Source organism: Desulfomonile tiedjei DSM 6799, from assembly GCF_000266945.1.
Taxonomy (GTDB): domain Bacteria; phylum Desulfobacterota; class Desulfomonilia; order Desulfomonilales; family Desulfomonilaceae; genus Desulfomonile; species Desulfomonile tiedjei.
On the sequence record NC_018025.1, the window covers coordinates 5,846,707 to 5,867,218 of the forward strand.

The window sequence follows — 20,512 nt, forward strand, 5'->3', positions numbered from 1 at the left end:
ATAGATTTGTCGCTATTTTTCACACAGGCTGTAAAGACATTGCTAATGGCAGGTTAGAACTTTATAAACATCGATCCGGTGCAATGGGGCTTGTCAAATTCGGCCGTTTACGCATTTCAGTCCACTTTATGCAGCGCTTCCAAAATTCAATCCGGTATTCTTCTTTCGAACCGCAAAAAATGCGCTTATTTCATGCCGAACCATTCGACGAGCGATGGTATCTGCCGTGTCTCCGTGAATGTCTTTCTGGCTGACATCGGAACCATGATCCATGAGAAGGCGGACCATTTCCAGGTGCCCCGCTCCGGCAGCGAGCATCAATGCCGTCTTTCCATCCAGGGATTTGCAGTTGACATTCGCACCCCTATGGATAAGCAATTCCGCGGTTTCCACCGACCCCGAAAGCGCTGCTTCCATAACGGCTGTTTTTCCATACCGGTTGCAAGCATTGATGTCTGCTCCCGATTCAACCAATAGTTCGACAACGTCCGTTTGTCCGGTAATGCAAGCTGCAAGGAGTGCTGTTGTCCCGTACTTATTGCAGATATGGATGTCTGCGCCTCTGCGAAGAAGCAAACTTACCAATTGAGGATGTCCGGCCAGGGAAGCTTCCATCAGAGCCGTCCGCCCATCATTGTCTTGAGCGTTTATCTCCGCACCGAAATCCAGGAGATCCCTGGCAGTCTCAAGCTGTCCTGCCAGACTTGCCGTAATCAGAGGTGTGGATCCCAAAATACGTTCACGGGAGTTTACATTTATTCCAAGCTCGAGCAAAATTCGTACACGAAGGCTGTCCCCATCCAGAGAAGCCCTGATCAGGACATCGGTAGCACATTCAAGAGATTTGCGGTAATCAAATGAGGTAGATCCTTCACTTACTGATCCATTACGAATCTTCCTACTAATAGGACATTTCACTTTGTTAATTTTCGAATCGGGCATCGTTCACCTCAAATATAATGTAGAATCCATAACAGGTTAGAAACGTTCTGCTAAGATTGCATGAGGATTGGAAAAAATCTTCGCTAGTTCCGCCTCCCTCAAGCGACCTGATGTGCAGAATACCAGTGTCATACTATTTCGCAGTTATGCATATAAGATAGCGAAGGATACCTCCAGCCTCTCAGATTAAGAAAAGAAAAGTGAATCGGTATCATATGCCGCAGATGTATCATTGTCTTTTGTTTAGACGGATTCATTACATACTCACGAAATCCGAATGCGATCCTAACAAAGTGCTGTTGTATTTGTACGGGCTTGGCTTGTATTCCGAGAGGATGAAGGGAGGTATGAAAGAATGGGAGTGCTACCTGTTCCTGAGGAAGTGAGATCCATGCATGCAAAAATCGATCGTGTTCTCGATACAGTCTATATGCAAAACAAAGCTCTGGAGAAGATAATAGGAAGGCTCGACGAGTTCGAAGCTACTCAGAAAGATTTGCATGAATTGAGCCGAGAATTAAGGCACGTAAAGAATTCGTTGATAACAATAAAAGATTGTCTGCGGTTTGACGCAGTTTCTTGAGAGAGTGCGGTTGCAGGTCGGAAGCATTTAGAAATATGGCCGACATGAAAATCCAAGCGGATACAACGACGGCTTATGTGAAATGTTTCCGTTTGCTTCTGAAAATCATCCGCATTACAATTCGCTTAACCGTCTCATTATGAGTACGATTCCGATGATATCGCGAGGGATAACGATGGCCAGAGAAAAGGTCCTCGTCGTTGATGATGAAGAAGATATACTCGAGTTAGTACGATACAACCTTTCCAAAGACGGGTATCAGGTTACGTCAGCTCTTTCCGGTGAAACAGCTCTTAAGAAAGCCAAGGAAGAAAGTCCGGATCTGGTGCTCCTGGATCTTATGCTTCCGGGAGTTGACGGTCTCGATGTATGTAAGGAATTGAAACGCGATCCCGCCACCGCCGCAATCCCGATCGTAATGCTTACGGCCAAAGGCGAGGATGCAGACGTGGTGACAGGGCTCGAATTGGGCGCTGACGATTACATTACCAAACCTTTCAGTCCCCGCGTGCTTCTCGCACGAATAAAAGCAGTACTGCGACGGCGAAAACAACACCAGGCCAGCGAAGATACGGTTCTTCGCATTCATGACCTGGTTATCGATCCTACACGTCATGAAGTCCTGGTGAAGAACGTTTCCATGACTCTTACGGCAACAGAGTTCAGGATTCTTCACTTCCTTGCCAGGCGCCCGGGATGGGTTTTCAGTCGAGACCAGATCATCACCGGCGTGAAAGGAGACGATTACCCTGTAACGGACCGGTCTGTGGATGTACAGATAGTCGGTTTGCGCAAAAAGCTGGGATCTGCAGGAAATCACATAGAAACTGTCCGGGGCGTGGGTTACAGATTTAAGGAAGCAACCTGAAATGCATGCATCTTTGCAGTTAAGCTGTGGAACACTTCCGTAATCATGTCGCGGCAGCTTCAGGTCAATCCCGCCATTGCTCCACCAGTGGTCCGACTATTTCAGTCGAAGACAGAGGACTCCGCACGCCAAGTCCTCGGAATTCTCTCATTGTTGACACGCCTGAGCATTGTTGATAGGCTCGAGTACTTATCCCGCGGTCGGAGGCCTGCATATGGGAACTAAGCCGACCCTCTTTTGGCGATTCTACCCCGCATCTCTGCTGATTGTACTCTTGTCCCTGATCACTATGTGCTGGTACGTGTCTCGAATTGCGACAGAGCAATTTACCGAACGAGCTGTGAATGAACTGCTTTCTGAGGCTCACATAGCTCGGGAACTCGTTGGAGACCGATTTTCTGAACAGAATGCTCCCGAAATCGATGCTATGCTGAAGAAACTCGGTAGGCATCCTTCCAGTCGTATCACAGTGGCTCTGCCGAATGGAGTGATTCTCGGCGATTCACAATTAGATCTTGCCAATATGGATCAATTCTTCGATCGGCCTGAAATTAAGGAAGCGTTGAGCGGAAAAACCGGGATGGCAACCCGAAAAAGTCTTACAATGAATGCCACTGTACTCTTTGTTGCTATTCCGGTCCAAAATCAGGGGAATACTATTGGTGTCGTGCGAGCGGCATCGCCGGAGATTTCTTTCGATTTTTTCCAGTGGACCCGGGTTCCGTTGTTCTGGATTCTTCTGATTGGGCTCCCGGCTCTTCTTAGTTTTTACTGGTCTCGAAAACTAGCTAAAAGTCTGCATCAGTATCGAACTGCTGCGGAAATGCTGACTCATTCAGATCTGGAGCACCGTTTGAATGAAAGAGATACATCTGAATTTGAGGCTCTGACGGATGCAATGAATACCATGTCCGAAGAGGTGCATTCACGTATCGCTGCCATCCTGCGGCAGCGTAACGAGCTTGAAGCAGTATTATCCGGAATGCTCGAATCGGTCATGGTCGTGGACATTGAAGAACGTATCGTGCGGCTCAACAAGTCTGCGGAACGGCTGTTCAGGACGAGTCTCGATAAGGTGAAAGGCAAGACGATTCAAGAGGCGATTCGCCATACGGAACTGCATCGATTCGTCGAGGATACCCTTGCATGCGGAGATCCGCTTGAAGGTGATATCATGATTATCGGACCCTCGGATGTGTTTCTTCAGGCCAGAGGTTCCACGCTCCGCGATACTCGAGGCAATGTTCTGGGAGCGCTTATCGTGTTGAACGACGTCACTCGGTTAAAAACTCTCGAAAACATACGGCGAGACTTCGTCGCAAATGTTTCCCATGAACTGAAAACTCCCATCACATCCATCAAGGGTTTTCTTGAGACCTTGCGAGAAGGGGCCTGGGAAGATCGTGAGAACGCTGAACGGTTCATGGATATTATGCTGAAGCACACAAATCGCCTGGATGCGATAATCGACGATCTTCTCAGTCTGTCAAGGATAGAAAGGGATACGGAACGAGGAGAAGTGCTTCTTGATATCGGGTCGGTTCGAGACGTCCTTGAATTGGTTGTCAAAGAAGCAAAGGAAAAAGCCAAAGACAAGGATATGACGATCGATTTCAGGGCTCCCGACGAGTTGGTTGCCCGAATCAATCCCAGCCTTCTGGAACAGGCTCTCATGAATCTGGTGGAAAATTCCATCAAGTATAGTGACTCGGGAAAGACGATTTCCATTTCAGCCGATCGTGGTCCAAAGGAAATCATCATTCGCGTCAAGGACCAGGGATACGGTATTTCTCAGGAGCACCTCTCAAGGATTTTCGAGCGCTTCTATCGCGTGGATAAGGCGAGAGATCGGAAGATCGGAGGGACAGGGTTAGGACTGGCTATCGTAAAACACATAGTCCACGCACATGGAGGCAGAGTCGGCGTGGAGAGCTCTCCGGGAAAAGGCAGTACTTTTTCCATCTTCCTTCCAGCCGATTCGAAAGATTTACACGAGATGTTGCCCAGATGATGGCGCTCATACGTATATTGCCGAAGCACGTAATCAATTCCGATATGAGGAGTATCGAGAATGCGAATCAGACTGCAAAGAGACATTGATAGACTGAAAAAACAAGTCGTTTCTCTTGCAACTCTCGTGGAAGAGCGGTTCCGTCTGGCTATTCGAGCAGTCGAATGCAGGGACGCGGATCTTGCCCGAAAAGTAATAATTGGGGATGCGGAAATCGATCAGAAAGAGGTCGATATTGAAGAAGAATGCCTGAAGATTCTTGCACTTCATCAACCCGTCGCGGACCATCTTCGCTATATTATTTCCGTACTGAAACTCAATAACGATCTGGAACGCATCGGCGATTTGGCCGTGAACATCGCCCAAAAAGCGGAAGTGGTCGCATCCAAGCTGGAATTACCTATTCCTTTCGACTATGTGACCATGTCTCAGCGTGCCGGTGAAATGCTGGAAGAAAGTCTTAACTCGCTGGTAAACCTTGACCTGCATTTAGCGTATCGTGTCTGCGCTCAAGACGATGAAGTCGATTTCATGAAAAGCGCCATGCAACTACAGTTTGCAGAAGAGATTCGCAAAGCCAAGGAGGAGCACATTGAACCCTTGATTCACTTATTTCTTATATCTCGTCACCTGGAGCGCATAGCGGATCACGCGACCAATATAGCAGAAGACGTCATCTACATGATTACCGGCGAGATTCACCGTCATAAAGGATTCGAATATCACCATTCTGAAGAGTAGCCTATGATTTCTTAGATCGGTGAACCTGCCGAACATTGAATGTGCTGCAATAATCCAGTCTTTTTTTCAGCCGACGCAGACTCCGATTGCCTCTCTTACATTCCCTGTTCGAAAAAAGGTGAACCATTCATCCGCACAAGCAAATAGCGCTGCTTCTTACTATAGCAGTTGACCTAATTTCTGCTCCTTACCCTTTATAGGGAGCGGTAGGGCCGGCGTCGCTGCCGGCCGAAAACTCCTCGATTTGTTATGAAAGATGTGCCGGCACGGAGGCACGGCACCCACCAATTTTTAGAAGCGTTTTTCGCAATCGGACAAAAATTCTGTCATTTGCTATAATGTGATTCTCAGCTTATCCAAGCGTTTTCAAAAAATCCTCCCAGGGAGTTGCAGGCATGGTTTCGGTTTGGGTCTTACCATATCCGCGAATTATCAGTGCAGCCTTTGATACTTGCTGAGGATCGTTCGATTCCACAATATCCACAACATCGAATCTTCCAAATGTCACGAAGCTGCTTTTCCAGGTCACCCCGGGGCACTCTTTCTTTATCCGCTCCGAGACGGTTTTGGCAATTTTTGTGAAATCTTTCGGATCACTGAACGCTTCGGGCGATATTCGGCTTAGAATAATGTAGAACGCCATCTTCCCCTCCCTTGAGCAATGAATAATTACTGCTATGTTTTCAAATTGGGCTGCTTTTGTCAATGCATGTATAAGATGAAAAACAAACCGAACATGTGAAAAAAATTGTGCTTCAAAAGTTCCCGTGTTGTCTCGAATGTGGTATGGTCATGAAGCATTCCTATAACACAATCAGAGTTTCCTATGGCTAAATCGATAAGTGCTAAACAGATTTTGGTGGATATCAGGGCTGGTTTGAGCGATGCCGAGCTGAAAGAAAAATACAAGCTGTCCGATAAAGGCCTCGACTCAGTGCGTAAGAAACTACAGGAAGCCGGGTTGATTCAACCGGATCAAAAAACCGATTCCATGAAAGCGGCAGCGGCAGCCGGCACGAAGGAGTCTTCAAATTTCGACCCGGATCTTGTGTCGACTCTTGCTGAAGATGTGAAGAAAGGGTTGCACGATAACGAGTTAATGCGTCGTCATGAACTGGCACCTTCTGCTCTGAAGAAACTTTTATCCGAATTGGTCGCACGCGGCTACTTGACCGAAGATGAACTCGCACTTCGTTCGGGTAACAACAGCATCTTATGTGTTTCGTGTTCGGGAAAAAATGTGCCGACTGCCGAGATCTGTCGTCATTGTGGAAGGAAGCTCGGAGAGACACCCGATCACGAACAATTTCCCGAACATCCTGAGATGTCACAGGCCCGGAATCCGGAAGCGGAGCTGTCTTCCAGCTCTTCAGACGAGCTTTGGCACGAATGTCCGTGGGAAGAGCGGGAAAATTACGGTCTTTGGAACGCATACTTTCAGACCGCCTGGAAGAGCCTCCTGTCTCCACAGGCTTTCTTTTCCAAGCTGCCCCCGGACGGTGGATACGGCAATCCCATATTGTTCGGGATCTTTTCCGTCGCTCTCAGCACTCCCCTGGCATTGCTAATTCTGACGCTCCTCGGAAAGATGGGAGGGGCGGTAAGCCTGGTCGGAATCGTAATCGGCTTTGTGTGCGCTTTCATCGGTGCGGCAATAGTGTACCCGGTTGTACTCTTGGTCGTGGCAGGACTGGTTCACCTGGTGCTTATGGTTCAGGGAGTGGACAAGGAATTTCAGCGTACTCTCAGGGTCACCTCCTATTCAAGCGCACCCCATCTCCTCGAATCAATACCTCTGGTGGGAGCCTTAATTGCCATAGTCTATTGGATAGTACTGATGATTATAGGTTTGCGGGAGATGCATGAGACTTCGACGGTGAAAAGTGCGATAGCGGTTTTGTCTATTTTCATTGTGTTTGGACTCGTTGTTTTGGCTTTGTATGCAATTAAGACCTAGTTGAATGGGAATAAAACGTATACTGATGTCTTTTTTCCCATAGATCGTTTTTATTGGCATCTATTCTCCATTCAACATGGTTAGGAACTATTCATTTTGTACCCCTTTTCTGATTTTCGTCTTTGTTGTGATGCGCGTGCTCGGAAATGGTACAGATTAAAAAATACCCAATGAGAATGCTGGTAAGTGCTTGACATTTCGAACCTGCATTTTGTTTTATGGGCTTTTTTCTCTCACATCAGAGAGATATGTTTTTCTCACTTGATCGAAACGACGCCTACTTTCATTGTAATTTTAGGTACTTTCTGTTTTAGAACTTTCTAGATCGAATTGGCATTAGATCTGCATAAACAATGAGCTATCTTGATAGAGGATCAGAATGCTCGACAAGTTACAAAAATTGGTAACGATAAATTTCTGTGGTGGGGAACAGAGTCATAGAGCGAGCACTAATACTTAGGAATCAAGCCGGGAAACAGTAACTGCTTCCGGTTGAATGCGTAGAGAAAAGGCTTCCGGGGACCCGACGCGAGCTGTTGAGTCCGAGGATTAATTGATACAAGGTGAATTTTGGTTGGCACAGCCAAACTTTTTGCACAGAGGAGAGAGGACTCTGCGATACAAGAGTCCTGCCATGTAATTACCATGTGATGAGCTCGAAATAGAGTTAACGTGGTTAGTGAAATGGTTCTGTGAGTTTTCTCGTTTGAGAGGCGAGACGCTCACTATTCTAAGATCTATTCATATTTATTGAGGGGCTGAAACAGCTATTAATAACACGAAAGAAAACCTAAGCATGTATTCAGGGGGGGAAACCAATATCTTACATGAAGGAAATAACGGTTCGAACGGCTCCGATTCGGTAACTGGGCATCGGCCGTTGTTGTTGCGACACGAGGAACGTTTTTCTCCCTGAACCTGTTCGAGACCTGCAATCGGGGCTGAGCAACCGTGAATCCGGGAACACCCGTGCGGGAGTGTTGCTGTCATTACGTAAGGATGTCGGCTGTGAACATTATGCTGAACAAAAAATGCTACTTACAGGTTAATACGACATGGGAAAAGTAATCTGAAATTGATGAATTAGAGGAATTACGCAAGAGCGACGCATTCTTTAATGTCAAAGGAACAGAGCGAGGGATTTTCAATGAGAGCAATAATTCTCGCAGGTGGCAAAGGGACACGACTTCTCCCGTATACGACCATTTTGCCCAAACCTTTAATGCCGGTAAATCAGCAATCGATTGTGGAGATCGTGATTCGACAACTCAAACATAATGGTTTTGATCACATAACACTTGCTCTGGGGCATTTGGCTCATCTGGTTAAGGCTGTCCTGGGTAACGGAAACCATCTTGACGTCAAGATAGACTATTCTCTGGAAGACGTACCCCTTGGAACCAGCGGGCCATTATCCCTCATCCCGGACCTCGATGACACTTTTCTCGTCATGAATGGAGATATCCTCAGTGACTTGGATTTCAAAGACATGCTCCAGTTTCATCGAGAACGGCAGGCTGTGGCGACAATAGCGGTGCACAGACGCAAGGTTCACATCGATTACGGCGTGCTTCACCGGAAAGATTACCGTCTTCTGAAATACGAAGAGAAACCGACCATAGACTATGAGGTGAGCACCGGCATTTACATTTTTCAACGGGAAATTATCAATTACATACATCCGGGAGTATATCTCGACTTTCCCGAGCTGGTGAAAATGCTTATCCACAATGAAAGACCCGTCATGTGTTATCCCTTCGACGGCATATGGTTCGATCTTGGTAGAGTTGAAGATTTCCAGTACGTCCAGGAACGAATAGATGCCTTGAAAGATGCTATTCCCTTCCTTTCTCCCAATGGGCATCGGAGTAACCCTGACCTGTACGTTCCGGCAAGCACGTATCGAGAGGAGCAGCCGTATGAAGCTTAAACGCTTCTTCGATATAGTTGTAGCATCGATAGGTATTTTCATTGCATCACCATTGATGCTTCTGATCGCGATCTTGATCAAAATGGAATCGAAAGGTCCTGTTCTCTATCGCTGCATTCGCGTCGGCAGGTACGGCAAACATTTTGGGATGCTGAAATTCAGGACTATGGTTGACAATGCGGATACCATTGACTTGAAACTGTGCGGCGAAAGAGACGTAAGAGTGACTCCGTTCGGAACTCTTCTCCGCCGGACCAAGTTAAATGAACTGCCGCAGCTCTTCAACGTTCTGCTGGGTGACATGAGCCTGGTCGGCCCTCGGCCGGAAGATCCCAAATTTGTAAGTCATTATAGAGACAAGTGGGATGTGGCTCTTTCAGTCAGACCCGGAGTAGCAGGCATCAATCAGGTGCTCCATCGCAATGAGGAAGATCTCTTTCCACCGGGAGCCGATAGAGAAACCTACTACCTGGAACACATACTTCCGGACAAACTGGATCGAGACATCCAGTACATTGCTCGTCAAACCGTATGGAGCGACATAGCACTTCTTACTAAAGCGCTATTGGCAACGCTCTTCGAGGGAGGCATTGTCTCCAGGTTGTTCCAGTATCGAGAACTGGGAATTCAGTTGTTGGCCGATCTCGGTTTTTCGATCCTTGCGTTCATGATCGCTCACGCTGTGCGATTCGAAACCTTGGCTCTCCATTATGAGAACAGTCTTCCTGCTCTGGGCATGGTTGTAGTGATCAATCTCGTCTTGTTTCCTTTGATGGGACTCTACACCAGGAGTCCTCGCTTTTTCTCCGTAACCGACCTGTTGCTACTTGCGAAATGTTCACTACTCTCCAGCATTATTTTGACGGTAGCGAATGTTTTCCTCTTCAGCGGGAATGGTTTATCCAGGGCCGTGCTGATTTTCTATCCATTCGTCCTGTCGGTATTGCTCGGGGCATCTCGCATCATGCACCGAATTGCGCTTGAGAAAACCGAAATGCAGCGGCAGCCAGGAGGTCCGGAGCGAAACGTAATAATCTACGGAGCAGGTCGGCTGGGGTCAGAGACTCTGCAGCGCCTGAAATTCGAACCTGGAGTGAAGATATTCGGGTTCGTGGATGACGATCCGGCAATGAGGAATCGCTCCATTTACGGAGTAAAAATTATCGGAACAGGGCATGACCTCTCTTTCCTGAAAACGCTCTACGAAATAGATCAGGTTGTCATAGCGTTCGCCTCGGCAAATACCGATGCATTGAATCAGGTTCGTCAGCGTTGTCAGGAGGCAGGTTTAAGTAATGTGCTGATAGTCTCATCCATTCCGTCAATTCCCAGGTCTCACGCTTCCGTTCGAAGATATTTCAGAGGTATCCGATTTACCGATCTTCTGGGAATACCGGAAGTCTCTCTGGATGTGAAAAATCTCCAAGAAAAGTTCGCTGGAACGACAGTGGCCGTTGTGGGTGCCGGGGACCATTTGGGGGAGCATATTTGTCGAGAACTCCTCAGGTTGGATATCGAGCAACTGGTGGTACTGGAGGATTCTTGCCACAGACTCACGAGAATCAACGACACATTCGAATATATCAACACGAACCAAATTCCGTTCCACAGCTACTTTTATCCTTTCGGCTTTCATGAAGAAATCGAGAGCGTCTTTAAGTGCTTCAATGTGAACTGGATTATCTACAACCGTCCCAATACTCCTGCGGCCTTACCTCTGAACGAGCCTGTCCTATTTCTCACCGAGTTTCTGGAAACGGCAAAATTCGTGGATATGGCCGGACGTCTCGATTGCCATGGATTTTGTCTCCTGTCTCCTTACTTGAAGGATTGTTTCTGTGATGGAGAGCGGACTATGCATCTCCTGGGCGAACACTACCTGAGGATCTCCACAGGCATGAGAAACGGCAGCACGAAATATGGGATTATGCGATTGTCGAACATTTTGGAGAACGAAGTAGAAATCGTCAGAAAGTATTACGATCGCAAGATTCACGATATCCCATCTTTCATTCCACGCAGTCCCATGAGGTTTTCGTCATCGAGATATGCGGCTCGAACTGCACTGAATAGTATGGTGCTTCAGAACAAGGGAGAAACCTTCATAGAAGCTGCCAGCTCTCCCATCCGCCTAGACAGGCTCCTTGAATTCTACTCCATGTATCAGGAGAACGGGGTCAAGATGCGTAACACGCAATTTGACTGGGAATCCGAAAGTCAAACGAGTGATGTTGAATTCAGTTCCGCATATGCAGATTCCGGCGTGCCCGGCATCTCAATCCACTCCAGGCCGGAGTTGCCCGATCCTGGCGAAGGAAATCGCCTTTTCAAGATAAGTCAGAGCTTCTTGAATCCTGCCGACAAGCTCATGCTGAAACGTTTCTTTTCTGTCCTGGACTCTAATCATGGGCATCTTCTGCAATCAGGAAACGGAAGCCTCTTATCCGATCGCAATAGGCTGATTCAAAATGCGAAAGCGATAGAGCACACTTCACAATGAAAGACCGGATACTTAATAGGGGAGGTTCGGATCATACAATTATGAAAATTTCCGACAAAAAAGTTCTCGTGACAGGGGCGGGCGGTTTCATAGGGTCCCACCTGTGTGAGGAACTGGTGAAATCCGAGGCTCGCGTCAGGGCTATGGTGAGGTATAATTCAAGTGAATCCCACGGATTGCTCGAAGGCTTGCCCCGTGAACTCTACAATCGACTCGAGATTGTATCCGGGGACATTCGCGATATCGATTCAGTCACCAAGGCCGTTTCGGGGTGCGACATCGTCTTCCATCTGGCTGCTCTCATCGGGATACCGTACTCTTATCATGCTCCCAAGAGCTACGTTGATACGAATGTAGTGGGAACACTTAATGTGATGCAGGCGTGCAGACAAGAATCCGTAGAGAGGGTGATTCATACGTCTACAAGCGAAGTGTACGGTACCGCGATGTACATCCCTATAGATGAGCACCATCCTCTTCAGGGCCAATCACCCTATTCCGCAAGTAAGATTGCAGCAGACAAAATAGCGGAAAGCTACTATCTTTCATTCAATCTTCCTGTAGTTACCATCCGACCTTTTAATTGCTACGGTCCCAGACAATCTTCCAGAGCTTTTATTCCTGCAATGGTGTCGCAACTGTTGAGCGAGTCGGTGATCAAGTGCGGATACCTGGCTCCTCAAAGAGACTATACCTTTGTGAAAGATACGGTTGCCGGATTCATAGCTGCTGCACTGGTGCCCGGAATTGAAGGAATGACGATCAACGTCGGGACCGGAAAGAAGATCTCTATGGGGGATCTCCTTCAGCGCATCATGTCGAGAATGGATCTAATGAAGCAGATATTGCCTGAGGAAAGTCGTTTGAGACCGCCTAAGAGCGAGGTAATGGCTTTGATCTGCGATAACACGCGAGCCAGAGCATTCTTGGGATGGGAACCCGGTTATACGCTGGATCAAGGTTTGGATGAAGTCGTCTCGTTTGTGAAATCCAATTCGAACAGATACAAAACCGATCATTTTGTGGTGTGAACATGGACTGGAAAGTTGCTTTGTCGGACATTACCTTGGGCCCCGAAGAACGAACCGCTGTGAACCGTGTCATGGAATCCGGCTGGATCTCCATGGGGCCTGAAATCGAACAATTCGAATATGAATTTGCAGACTATCTGAGAGTAGATTTTGCTGTGGCAGTGTCCTCCGGAACCACTGCCCTGCACCTGGCACTTGCCGCTGCCGAGATCGGAGCAGGCGACGAAGTGATACTGCCGTCTCTGACGTTTGTGGCTACAGCAAATGCCGTCATCTACCAGGGAGCAGTCCCGGTATTCGCAGACGTTGGAGATCTCTCTGACTGGAATCTGTCTCTCGCATCAATTGAAAAAAAGCTGTCGTCCAAAACTAGAGCCATCATAGCGGTTCATTACGGCGGATTTCCCTGCATGATGGATCAATTGCGCGAACTCGCGGCTACTTACAATTTAAAAATAATCGAGGATGCTGCACATGCTCCCGGGGCTGTTTATCAGGACAGGAAACTCGGCACATGGGGAGACGTAGGCTGTTTCAGCTTCTTCTCCAACAAGAACATGACCACAGCAGAAGGGGGAATGGTTGTCACCGACAATCCGGAAATTGCGCGGAGAGTGCGGCTGCTCAGATCGCATGGTATGACTACGCTCACGTGGGATCGTCACAAAGGGCATAGCTTTTCGTACGATGTCGTAGAAACCGGGTTCAATTATCGAATGGATGAGATACGGGCTGCAATAGGACGGGTCCAATTGGCCAAATTGGAAGAGAACAATGAGAAACGTAAATGGATCACCAGAAAAATGAGGCAGCTTATATCGGATATTGACGGGGTATTCGTACCGTTTTCCGACAACTTGATCGAGTCCTCATCCTGTCACATCTTCCCGATATTTCTCGAGGACAAGGATATCCGACCTCTGGTCATGGCTTCCATGAGAAATTCCGGAATTCAAACCAGCATCCATTATCCGCCGGTACACCGTTTTTCGGTTTTCTCATCTTCTGATAGGGCTCCGCGAAAAGACTTGCGGTTCACGGAATTGATCGCGGAACGGGAAATCACGCTTCCACTTTTCCCTGGTATGACCGACTATCAGATGGAACTCGTGATTGAAAAACTCAAATTGAGCCTGTCGGCTGCCCGCAGATCCATGGATCAATATACAAGTGCTATGTTGACGCCGAGTGGTGCCTAGAAACAGTATATTCACATTATGAGCGTGATACACAGAAATTCGGAGATGTAACAGAGCGCGGCGACTCAATTGCTGCTGAGTAAATTCGAAAATACATGAATTATGACTGCAGTTAGAACACTCCATTGCCGTTCCATGTACTCCTGCCGCCAGAATTCCTTCGCAATTTTCAAGATGCACGGCGACTGTTGTTGCGACAAACAGCTCGCCTTGGCATCGACGAACATGAAGACTGACAAATAGGGCGAATCAGGAGGTCATGGGCAATCGCGTGGCGATCACGATTCATACCCTTTGCAGCCAAGTAAAGGATTATGGAGAGGAACTTCTTACAGGAATGTCTTCGCCGACTTACTTTCTTTGACTGCGAACTGGGATCGGTTACGGCCGCTATGTTCATCTGAAATAATACGAAATATTACGGGAGAGCCCAGGAATGAAACAGATTGAAATGAGCGCAACGAAGCTCGACGATTCTGAAATTGAAGCAGCATTACGAGTATTGCGGTCCGGAGCATTCCGTCAGGGAAAGGAATGTGAAGCCTTTGAGATAGAGTTTGCAGAAAAAGTGGGTGCGAAATATGCCGTAGCTTCTTCAAATGGATCTGCAGCTCTTCATCTCGCCTATATGGCTTTTCTCAAGCCCGGTGATGAGGTGCTCGTGCCGTCTTTCGCCTTCATTGCGTCGGCCGCAATGATCAGTATGACCCAGGCGAAGCCGGTGCTGTGCGACATAGACCCCAAAACATTTCTCATTGATCTAAACGATGCGGAACAGCGGATTACACACAGAACCCGGGCAATCGCTCCTGTACATCTGTTTGGAAACGCCTGTAACACAGAGGATGTCAGCAATTTTGCCGACAAACATCATCTCAAGATTGTATGGGACGCCGCACAGGCCCACGGAACAATGCATAAAGCGCAGGACATCGGGGGATTTCCCGATTTTGTCTGTTATTCCTTCTATCCATCCAAAAACACATTCGTAGGAGAGGGTGGCATGACATGTACACCCCATGCCGAACTCCACGAGAAGATGAAATATTTGAGATCCCATGGTGAGACGCGAAAAGACTATCACACGATGTTGGGTATGGACTACCGGATGACTGATATCGAAGCAGCCATTGGCAGAGAACAGCTTCGGCACCTCGATCGAATGCTGGAAATTCGTCGCAAGAATGCGCATCATCTCGAAATAGGAATTGCCGCTATTCCCGGAATACGCTCACAGCATGTCACACCGAATTCACTTCATGCCTGGCGTCAATATTGTGTGTACGTGGATGCAGATAAATTCGGGTGCGATAGAGATACCTTGGCCGAGCATCTCAAGGAGAGAGGGATAGCAAGCAGCATCCATTATCCGCGGGGAATTCACTCTCAGCCGGTATTCGAACAGCTCTACGGACGAACTTCGTTGCCCAATACCGAACAGATCTCTCGAGGAATACTCGCTCTTCCCGTACACCATGAACTTCATGAAGATGACGTATACAGAATTATCGAAGCAGTAGAAGAATGTTACGATCACAGCCCTTATTTCAGCAGTGCTCGCATGAGCAGACTCGAGTTGATGCCCCAGCCGGAGTTTTCGCAAGGTATACAGCGTTCTGTGTGAACTGCCCATCGGCTTGTGCATTGGAGATCCTCTATCTATAGTTTCGCGATTCTTGCATGGTCGAGTCCGCGCGTGGAGCGCGGGCCGTTGAGTTTTTCGAACTTATTGATTCGGCTGGCTTTCGAATAAATTCTCAGCGAGAAATGACTCCTTCGAGCTGCTGCCAGCATGTCTGAAAAGGTGAACGACTTTTTCCGGCAGTACCAGGGAGCCGGGTCGGCAACGAGGTTCTTTGCAGTGACGAATTGCCCAACGAACCAAAGCACTACAAAGCAGTAGGCCCAGTAAGCAAACATAGGGGCACGGGTTACCGAGGTCTCTTTCCGACACTGAGGTTCAGCCGCACCCAGGAGGTTCTTGGTCTCTCGATTGGTCATCTCAATGCTAAAGCGTGCAGCGTAGCGCTCGATAATCTGCTGTGGTGCAGCCTGAGGGTCCGTATCGAAAAACACCATATTGGCATGGTGGCCGGCGCAATGCTGTTGAATTAAGGAAAGGGTTCTTGATTTTTCACGTTTAACCTCCGAGAATTCAGAAGGAATTGTGTTGACATGCGGGTAGTTACGCGCGATAAATTCTTTCAAAACAAGCTGCTGAAAGGATTTTATTATGGCACGCATTATGCTTTGAAGAACCATGCCAACTTAGCGCGTACGCTGAAAAATTTCTTCACATTATTCCCGGACAAATCGACCCTTCCAAGAAACGCTCGCCTCAGGACTTTACTCGAAACAGAAAACTCGCCTTTGGAAAGCTTATCACCTTCATCTTGTCCATTGCCGCCAGTGGAAAGGGTAAAGGAGTGGACATGAAATCCGGTGAATTCTTTCGACATGCCAGAATTCTTGGCCTTTGGCCTGACGCCGAGGCGATCCATCGAAGCGCGCTCACCAAGGCGCGCAAAAAGGTGGATTGGAGGATCTTTCGGCAAATACTCGATGATGCGGTTGGTCTGGCTTATGAGTGTTGGCCTAAGAGCCCGAAGGACGAGTGGCATGGTATGTCCACTCATGCGATAGATGGCTCCGACTATACGCTTCCAGCCGCCGATGAGCTCAGGGCCGAGTTTGATCCTGAGAGCGGACTTGGGCAAGCGGGCAAAGGACATTATCCTCAGTGTCTTGTATGCACGCTCTATGACGTCTTCAGACGTCTGCCCATCGCAAGAACTGTGGTCCCGGTGAATTCTTCGGAGCGGGACCAAGCCAAACATCTCCTGCCCCTCGTGCCTGAGGGAAGTGTCTTGCTCCTGGATCGAGGTTACCCAGGATATGAATTTCTCAGCTACCTTTTGGACAAGTTCAAAGGCTATTTCGTGATACGTTGCCCCGCAACGTCCACCTTCGCCACAGTAAAGGAATTCATTCGGAGCGGGAAGAGCGAAGCCGAAATCGTGATTCCTCCGACATCGAACTATCTCAGCCAGGTGACGGCTGAACAACGAAAGGCCGCCAAGCCCATCAGAGTGAGAGTCATCAGACTGTCCAATCCTGACGGAACCCTCTCGGTTCTCCTGACGAATCTTTACGACAAGGTGGAGTTTCCGAGACAGGAGATCACTGACCTCTATTTCAGGCGATGGGAAATCGAGAGCTATTTCCGGGATGAAAAGATTGGGCTCGAAATCGAAAAATTTCATGGCAAAACCTGCAACAGCGTCCTGCAAGAACTCTTTGCAGCTGCGATCATGGCTGTGATCTCAAGAACTCTCATGGCCATTTCCACCCAGTTACTCGGTGGAGAGCTCGGAGAACCTCAGTTCAAGAATGCGGTCATGACGCTCGCGTCTGAAGCCGCCGTGCTCGCCGCAGACGATCCTGAAAGAGCCATCGAAATCTTTCAGGATATTCTCAAAGAAATCTATCGTGTCAAATACTATCGACCAAACAGTCAGCGACCACCCCAACCAAGGGTGAACAAGCAAAGCAAAAACAAATGGCTTTACCGCAGGTACAAAAATGTCCCCGCAGCTTAAGTCAACAGCATTGGGTGGCCGGCCGGGTCATGGCACAACACGATCGAAAGAGGCTGTTGCCCTGCGCTATGATACCATAGCGCCGTGAACTGATGTATCAGGAGCTTAGTTTGTTTTCCATAGCAGAAGACCCTAATCTCATTCCACCCCAGATTGGGGTCCTGGAACATCGTTTCCAGGGAGGGCAGTCGAGCGCCTCTCTTGCGAGGTCTGCCCATCACTGTAAATGGAGCAGGTTCCAGCACAGCGAACAAAGCTGCATCCTTTCTCAGCCTCCCTGTAATGTGCACATTCTTGGGTCGTGCTTTGAGGATGGTATCGCAGCAGTATCCCAGGTCGAACACAATTCTCAGTCTTTCTCCCTCTTGGAGCCATGAATGAGTCAGATTTATAAGATCCAATCCAAGTTCGGGTTTTGTCTTGTAGGGCAGGCTCTTGGGATTAAACTTGGCCTTTGGCGGCCACCAAAGGCGGGCAGCGTATGGCAGACAAAACATGCGATCGCTGATGCCGGGAAGGCGAATCGCCAGTCCTATGATGACAAAGCACACTCCATACCCCTTTTGCTTAGTATGCTTTGGGAGTGAACCATCATGCTGCCAGCCCGCGCCACAGATCTTCTTGCCAGTGTGCTTGTTCAAGGTGTCGTCAATCACCACAAGGATCTCGATCCCTTCTGCAATCAGCGTTTCTACCAACATTCTGAAGACGAAATAGGAGACAAAGTCAGTCTCCCATCGTCCCTTGCCGAGGAATCGGTAGATGCTGGCGAAGTGCTTGGATTCATGGAGTCTCATGGTCAGAATCACCTGGCTGATAGTGTGCTTGCCCATAGTGAGCACCCAACCGACCACCAGCGCAACGAAGATACGGAAACTCGGTGCGCTGAAACACGCTCTGAAATGAATCTCGTCAATCCCGAACGGATCTGGTATAGATCTCTTCAACTGGCGTTCCTCCTTCCCAGAATCTTTACACAAAACCGGGTATGTGCGGAACGCCTTATTTTTTCAAGGATTATCTCACCATCTAACCGTCCAGAATACAAAAAGGGCGAAACTATAGCCTCTATAGCAATCGCCAAAATTAATGTCCGATTTAGGACAGGAGTGTTAGTGGGTGCCGGCCTCCGTGCCGGCACATTTTTTAACATGATCGATGATATCGATAGAATGGACCGGAAGGGAGAGACTGTCTCAAAATTCTCGAATACACAAAAATCGTGCCACGATTCATCGTCCTTGTAGGGGCAGGTCTCGTGCCAGCCCTCCTGCAATGACCGGCACGGAGGCTGGTCACTACCGGGCACCCACGAGGGGCGCCCCTACAATCAGGCCGTGAAGATCATGAGAAGTTCGTGCCACGATTTGGGATAAATTTTGATTTTGAGACACTTTCGGGACGCCGGTCTCCACTAATATCTTGCACTGGAGCGTGGGATAAACGTCAGAATTTTTGGCAACGGTCCTAATACTAAATGCCCCCCCGATTCTCCAAAAATGCTGCACACGCGAAAAGACCCTCCGCAATGGGAGGGTCTTCCTGTTCTTGAAGCATCATATTCTCTGGGATGCGAAATTCCCCACGAATTTTCTGAAAGCGACTTCGTATCGCTCTGGGATGATAAGCAAACCGGGTTTAATAATAGTATACCAGTTCGCCGAACCAACCGCCCATGGCAACGTCTACTTCTGCACGCCAAGGCGTTCCCACAGTAATTTGTCCATTTGTGACTGTCAAGACTGTCGTCCAATCCTTGAACTGGATTGTCGTGCTTCGATAACCCGATCGAAGCGCCACAACACCGAGCACGGTTTCAACTGTCTTGACTCCCCCTGCAATCTCCCAGTCTGTCACATTGGTTCCCGCTATGGACCACCTGGCTCGACCTTCTGCAATGGGTGAAAAACCGTACGCATTATATGTAGGACAAAGCACCACATGAAAACCCAGGGTAAGCGCTGATGGACCGCTGACTTCGGTCGTTCTCCACACACTCGGACCGGTGATTATTCCCGACACATTCAGAGTAGGGCGGTACAGATCGTAATCCATATCGATCCCTATCCTGGAACAACTCCAGCGAAACACGTCAAAGTCGCCACCAATGCGTAGTCCTGTATAATCGAATGCAGCTTGTCCTACTGTTCCTCCCGGAAGAGGTGGAGCCGCCGCTGAGCCTTCTCCGCCTTTGAAGTAACGCATTCCGTAATTCAGTCGTGCAGAGAACGGCCCCACTTGCAGTCTCACCATTGCATCCAGAAATGTCGCGGACCGCTCCATTCCCCAGTCATCTCGGAATTGAAAAGTTTGGAATGCTGCGGGAATTGTTTCCTTGCCCTTCAGGAGTTGCACCCAGATCAGTGACGCTTTCGCTTCGCCTTGCAGGGGAGGAAACGAAAAAACCGGTGAAAAGGGATTAGCCAACCCGGGAAACACCTGAGCCATGCAAGGAGTTATCCCTGATTGCAACAAAAAAAGCACGCAAACGACACCCAGAACCATTTTGGACAAAGAATACCTACACAATTTGGCTCGCCTTTCCCTGGGGATAATGGTCCTAATTATTAACTGAGAAGAGGTTCATAGTCAATGAAAAGCAGTAGACCTCTTCGATTCTTTTTTCGTGGGGTATATCACTAGTGCGGCAACTACGGATAAGTCGTTCGTCAAGTTTTTTGCTTGGAATTCCAATGTATTATTCTCGTTTTTCACGTTCCGTTACTTCACTGGGAACCTAACTTACGTCGGCTCGGTAGTTCAATTTTTACTCAAGTTACGCGTTTTGTTTGCCTAATTCGCTGTCTCATGCGCGTACGCTTCGAGAAGGCCCGTAAATAAGGACTGACACACTGTCAGCAGAAATTCTGCTCCTTATTTGAAAAATTCTTTAAGAAAAATCGTAACCAGTCCGTTTTTCTTGAAGATCTTTTTGCGGCTTGAAATGGCGATATCATGCGGTAGCTCATTCAATTTCACCGGCGTAATCCGAGCCGGCAGAAGGTAAAAAAAATCTTGACAACCCTTGGCATTTTGTAGAATTGTAACCTATGTCCCCTTTAAATGTTCGGGTGCGATGAATAAAAGTTAAATTGGCCTGGGAAAACGGTCTATACCGTTTCTATTTAAGTGCGATTGCAGATACTTGGGG

General features: G+C 48.2%; 14 protein-coding genes and 2 pseudogenes. 11 read left to right on the forward strand and 5 right to left on the reverse strand.

What is annotated here, in order from left to right; all coding sequences use genetic code 11:
* Nucleotides 1-126: 126 nt before the first annotated feature.
* Entirely contained in the window at nt 127-942 is an 816-nt protein-coding gene (locus tag DESTI_RS25110; RefSeq protein ID WP_014812776.1) for an ankyrin repeat domain-containing protein, read from the reverse strand.
* A 355-nt stretch (nt 943-1,297) separates the two neighbouring features.
* Between DESTI_RS25110 and DESTI_RS25115 the strand changes: the two genes are divergently transcribed.
* The 4 genes from DESTI_RS25115 to phoU all read left to right on the forward strand — a co-directional run bounded on the left by DESTI_RS25115 (nt 1,298) and on the right by phoU (nt 5,145).
* Nucleotides 1,298-1,525: a hypothetical protein gene (locus DESTI_RS25115; RefSeq protein ID WP_014812777.1), complete on the forward strand. Its 228-nt coding sequence runs from the start codon at nt 1,298-1,300 to the stop codon at nt 1,523-1,525.
* Nucleotides 1,526-1,700: 175 nt separating this feature from the next.
* The gene (locus DESTI_RS25120) at nt 1,701-2,393 is read left to right on the forward strand and encodes a response regulator (protein WP_014812778.1); all 693 of its coding nucleotides are present in this window, start codon (nt 1,701-1,703) and stop codon (nt 2,391-2,393) included.
* 214 nt (nt 2,394-2,607) lie between these two features.
* Complete coding sequence (locus tag DESTI_RS25125) at nt 2,608-4,404, forward strand: sensor histidine kinase (RefSeq protein ID WP_014812779.1); 1,797 nt, start codon at nt 2,608-2,610, stop codon at nt 4,402-4,404.
* Between the two features lie 60 nt (nt 4,405-4,464).
* On the forward strand, nt 4,465-5,145 hold the full coding sequence (gene phoU / locus DESTI_RS25130) for a phosphate signaling complex protein PhoU (protein ID WP_014812780.1): 681 nt from the start codon (nt 4,465-4,467) through the stop codon (nt 5,143-5,145).
* A gap of 352 nt (nt 5,146-5,497) precedes the next feature.
* Here phoU and DESTI_RS25135 read toward each other — a convergent pair whose 3' ends face one another.
* Nucleotides 5,498-5,788 (reverse strand): GYD domain-containing protein, encoded by a 291-nt coding sequence (locus DESTI_RS25135; RefSeq protein ID WP_014812781.1) that lies wholly within the window; start codon nt 5,786-5,788, stop codon nt 5,498-5,500.
* Between the two features lie 183 nt (nt 5,789-5,971).
* Between DESTI_RS25135 and DESTI_RS25140 the strand changes: the two genes are divergently transcribed.
* From DESTI_RS25140 to DESTI_RS25165, 6 genes are all read left to right on the forward strand, one after another.
* A complete protein-coding gene (locus DESTI_RS25140) occupies nt 5,972-7,102 on the forward strand; it encodes a YIP1 family protein (RefSeq protein ID WP_014812782.1) in 1,131 nt (376 codons plus the stop codon).
* Between the two features lie 1,147 nt (nt 7,103-8,249).
* Entirely contained in the window at nt 8,250-9,032 is a 783-nt protein-coding gene (locus DESTI_RS25145; RefSeq protein WP_014812783.1) for a sugar phosphate nucleotidyltransferase, read from the forward strand.
* Nucleotides 9,022-11,532: a glycosyltransferase gene (locus DESTI_RS29470; protein WP_014812784.1), complete on the forward strand. Its 2,511-nt coding sequence runs from the start codon at nt 9,022-9,024 to the stop codon at nt 11,530-11,532. The genes DESTI_RS25145 and DESTI_RS29470 overlap by 11 nt, the downstream gene beginning before the upstream one ends.
* A 41-nt stretch (nt 11,533-11,573) precedes the next feature.
* Nucleotides 11,574-12,563 (forward strand): SDR family NAD(P)-dependent oxidoreductase, encoded by a 990-nt coding sequence (locus DESTI_RS25155; RefSeq protein ID WP_041286480.1) that lies wholly within the window; start codon nt 11,574-11,576, stop codon nt 12,561-12,563.
* A 2-nt stretch (nt 12,564-12,565) separates the two neighbouring features.
* A complete protein-coding gene (locus DESTI_RS25160) occupies nt 12,566-13,762 on the forward strand; it encodes a DegT/DnrJ/EryC1/StrS family aminotransferase (RefSeq protein ID WP_041286481.1) in 1,197 nt (398 codons plus the stop codon).
* Between the two features lie 436 nt (nt 13,763-14,198).
* Nucleotides 14,199-15,386, forward strand: coding sequence for a DegT/DnrJ/EryC1/StrS family aminotransferase (locus tag DESTI_RS25165; protein ID WP_014812787.1), 1,188 nt, complete (start codon nt 14,199-14,201; stop codon nt 15,384-15,386).
* A gap of 35 nt (nt 15,387-15,421) precedes the next feature.
* Here DESTI_RS25165 and DESTI_RS25170 read toward each other — a convergent pair.
* A pseudogene (locus DESTI_RS25170) lies at nt 15,422-15,865 on the reverse strand (IS701 family transposase); the annotation flags it as partial.
* Between the two features lie 278 nt (nt 15,866-16,143).
* On the opposite strand from DESTI_RS25170, the gene DESTI_RS25180 reads away from it, so the two are divergent.
* Nucleotides 16,144-17,361 (forward strand): IS4 family transposase, encoded by a 1,218-nt coding sequence (locus DESTI_RS25180; protein WP_237671475.1) that lies wholly within the window; start codon nt 16,144-16,146, stop codon nt 17,359-17,361.
* A gap of 14 nt (nt 17,362-17,375) precedes the next feature.
* On the opposite strand, the pseudogene DESTI_RS25185 reads toward DESTI_RS25180, so the two are convergent.
* Nucleotides 17,376-18,308, reverse strand: a pseudogene (locus tag DESTI_RS25185) (IS701 family transposase); the annotation flags it as partial.
* A gap of 691 nt (nt 18,309-18,999) precedes the next feature.
* Nucleotides 19,000-19,809, reverse strand: coding sequence for a porin family protein (locus DESTI_RS25190; RefSeq protein ID WP_014812790.1), 810 nt, complete (start codon nt 19,807-19,809; stop codon nt 19,000-19,002).
* Between the last annotated feature and the right edge of the window lie 703 nt (nt 19,810-20,512).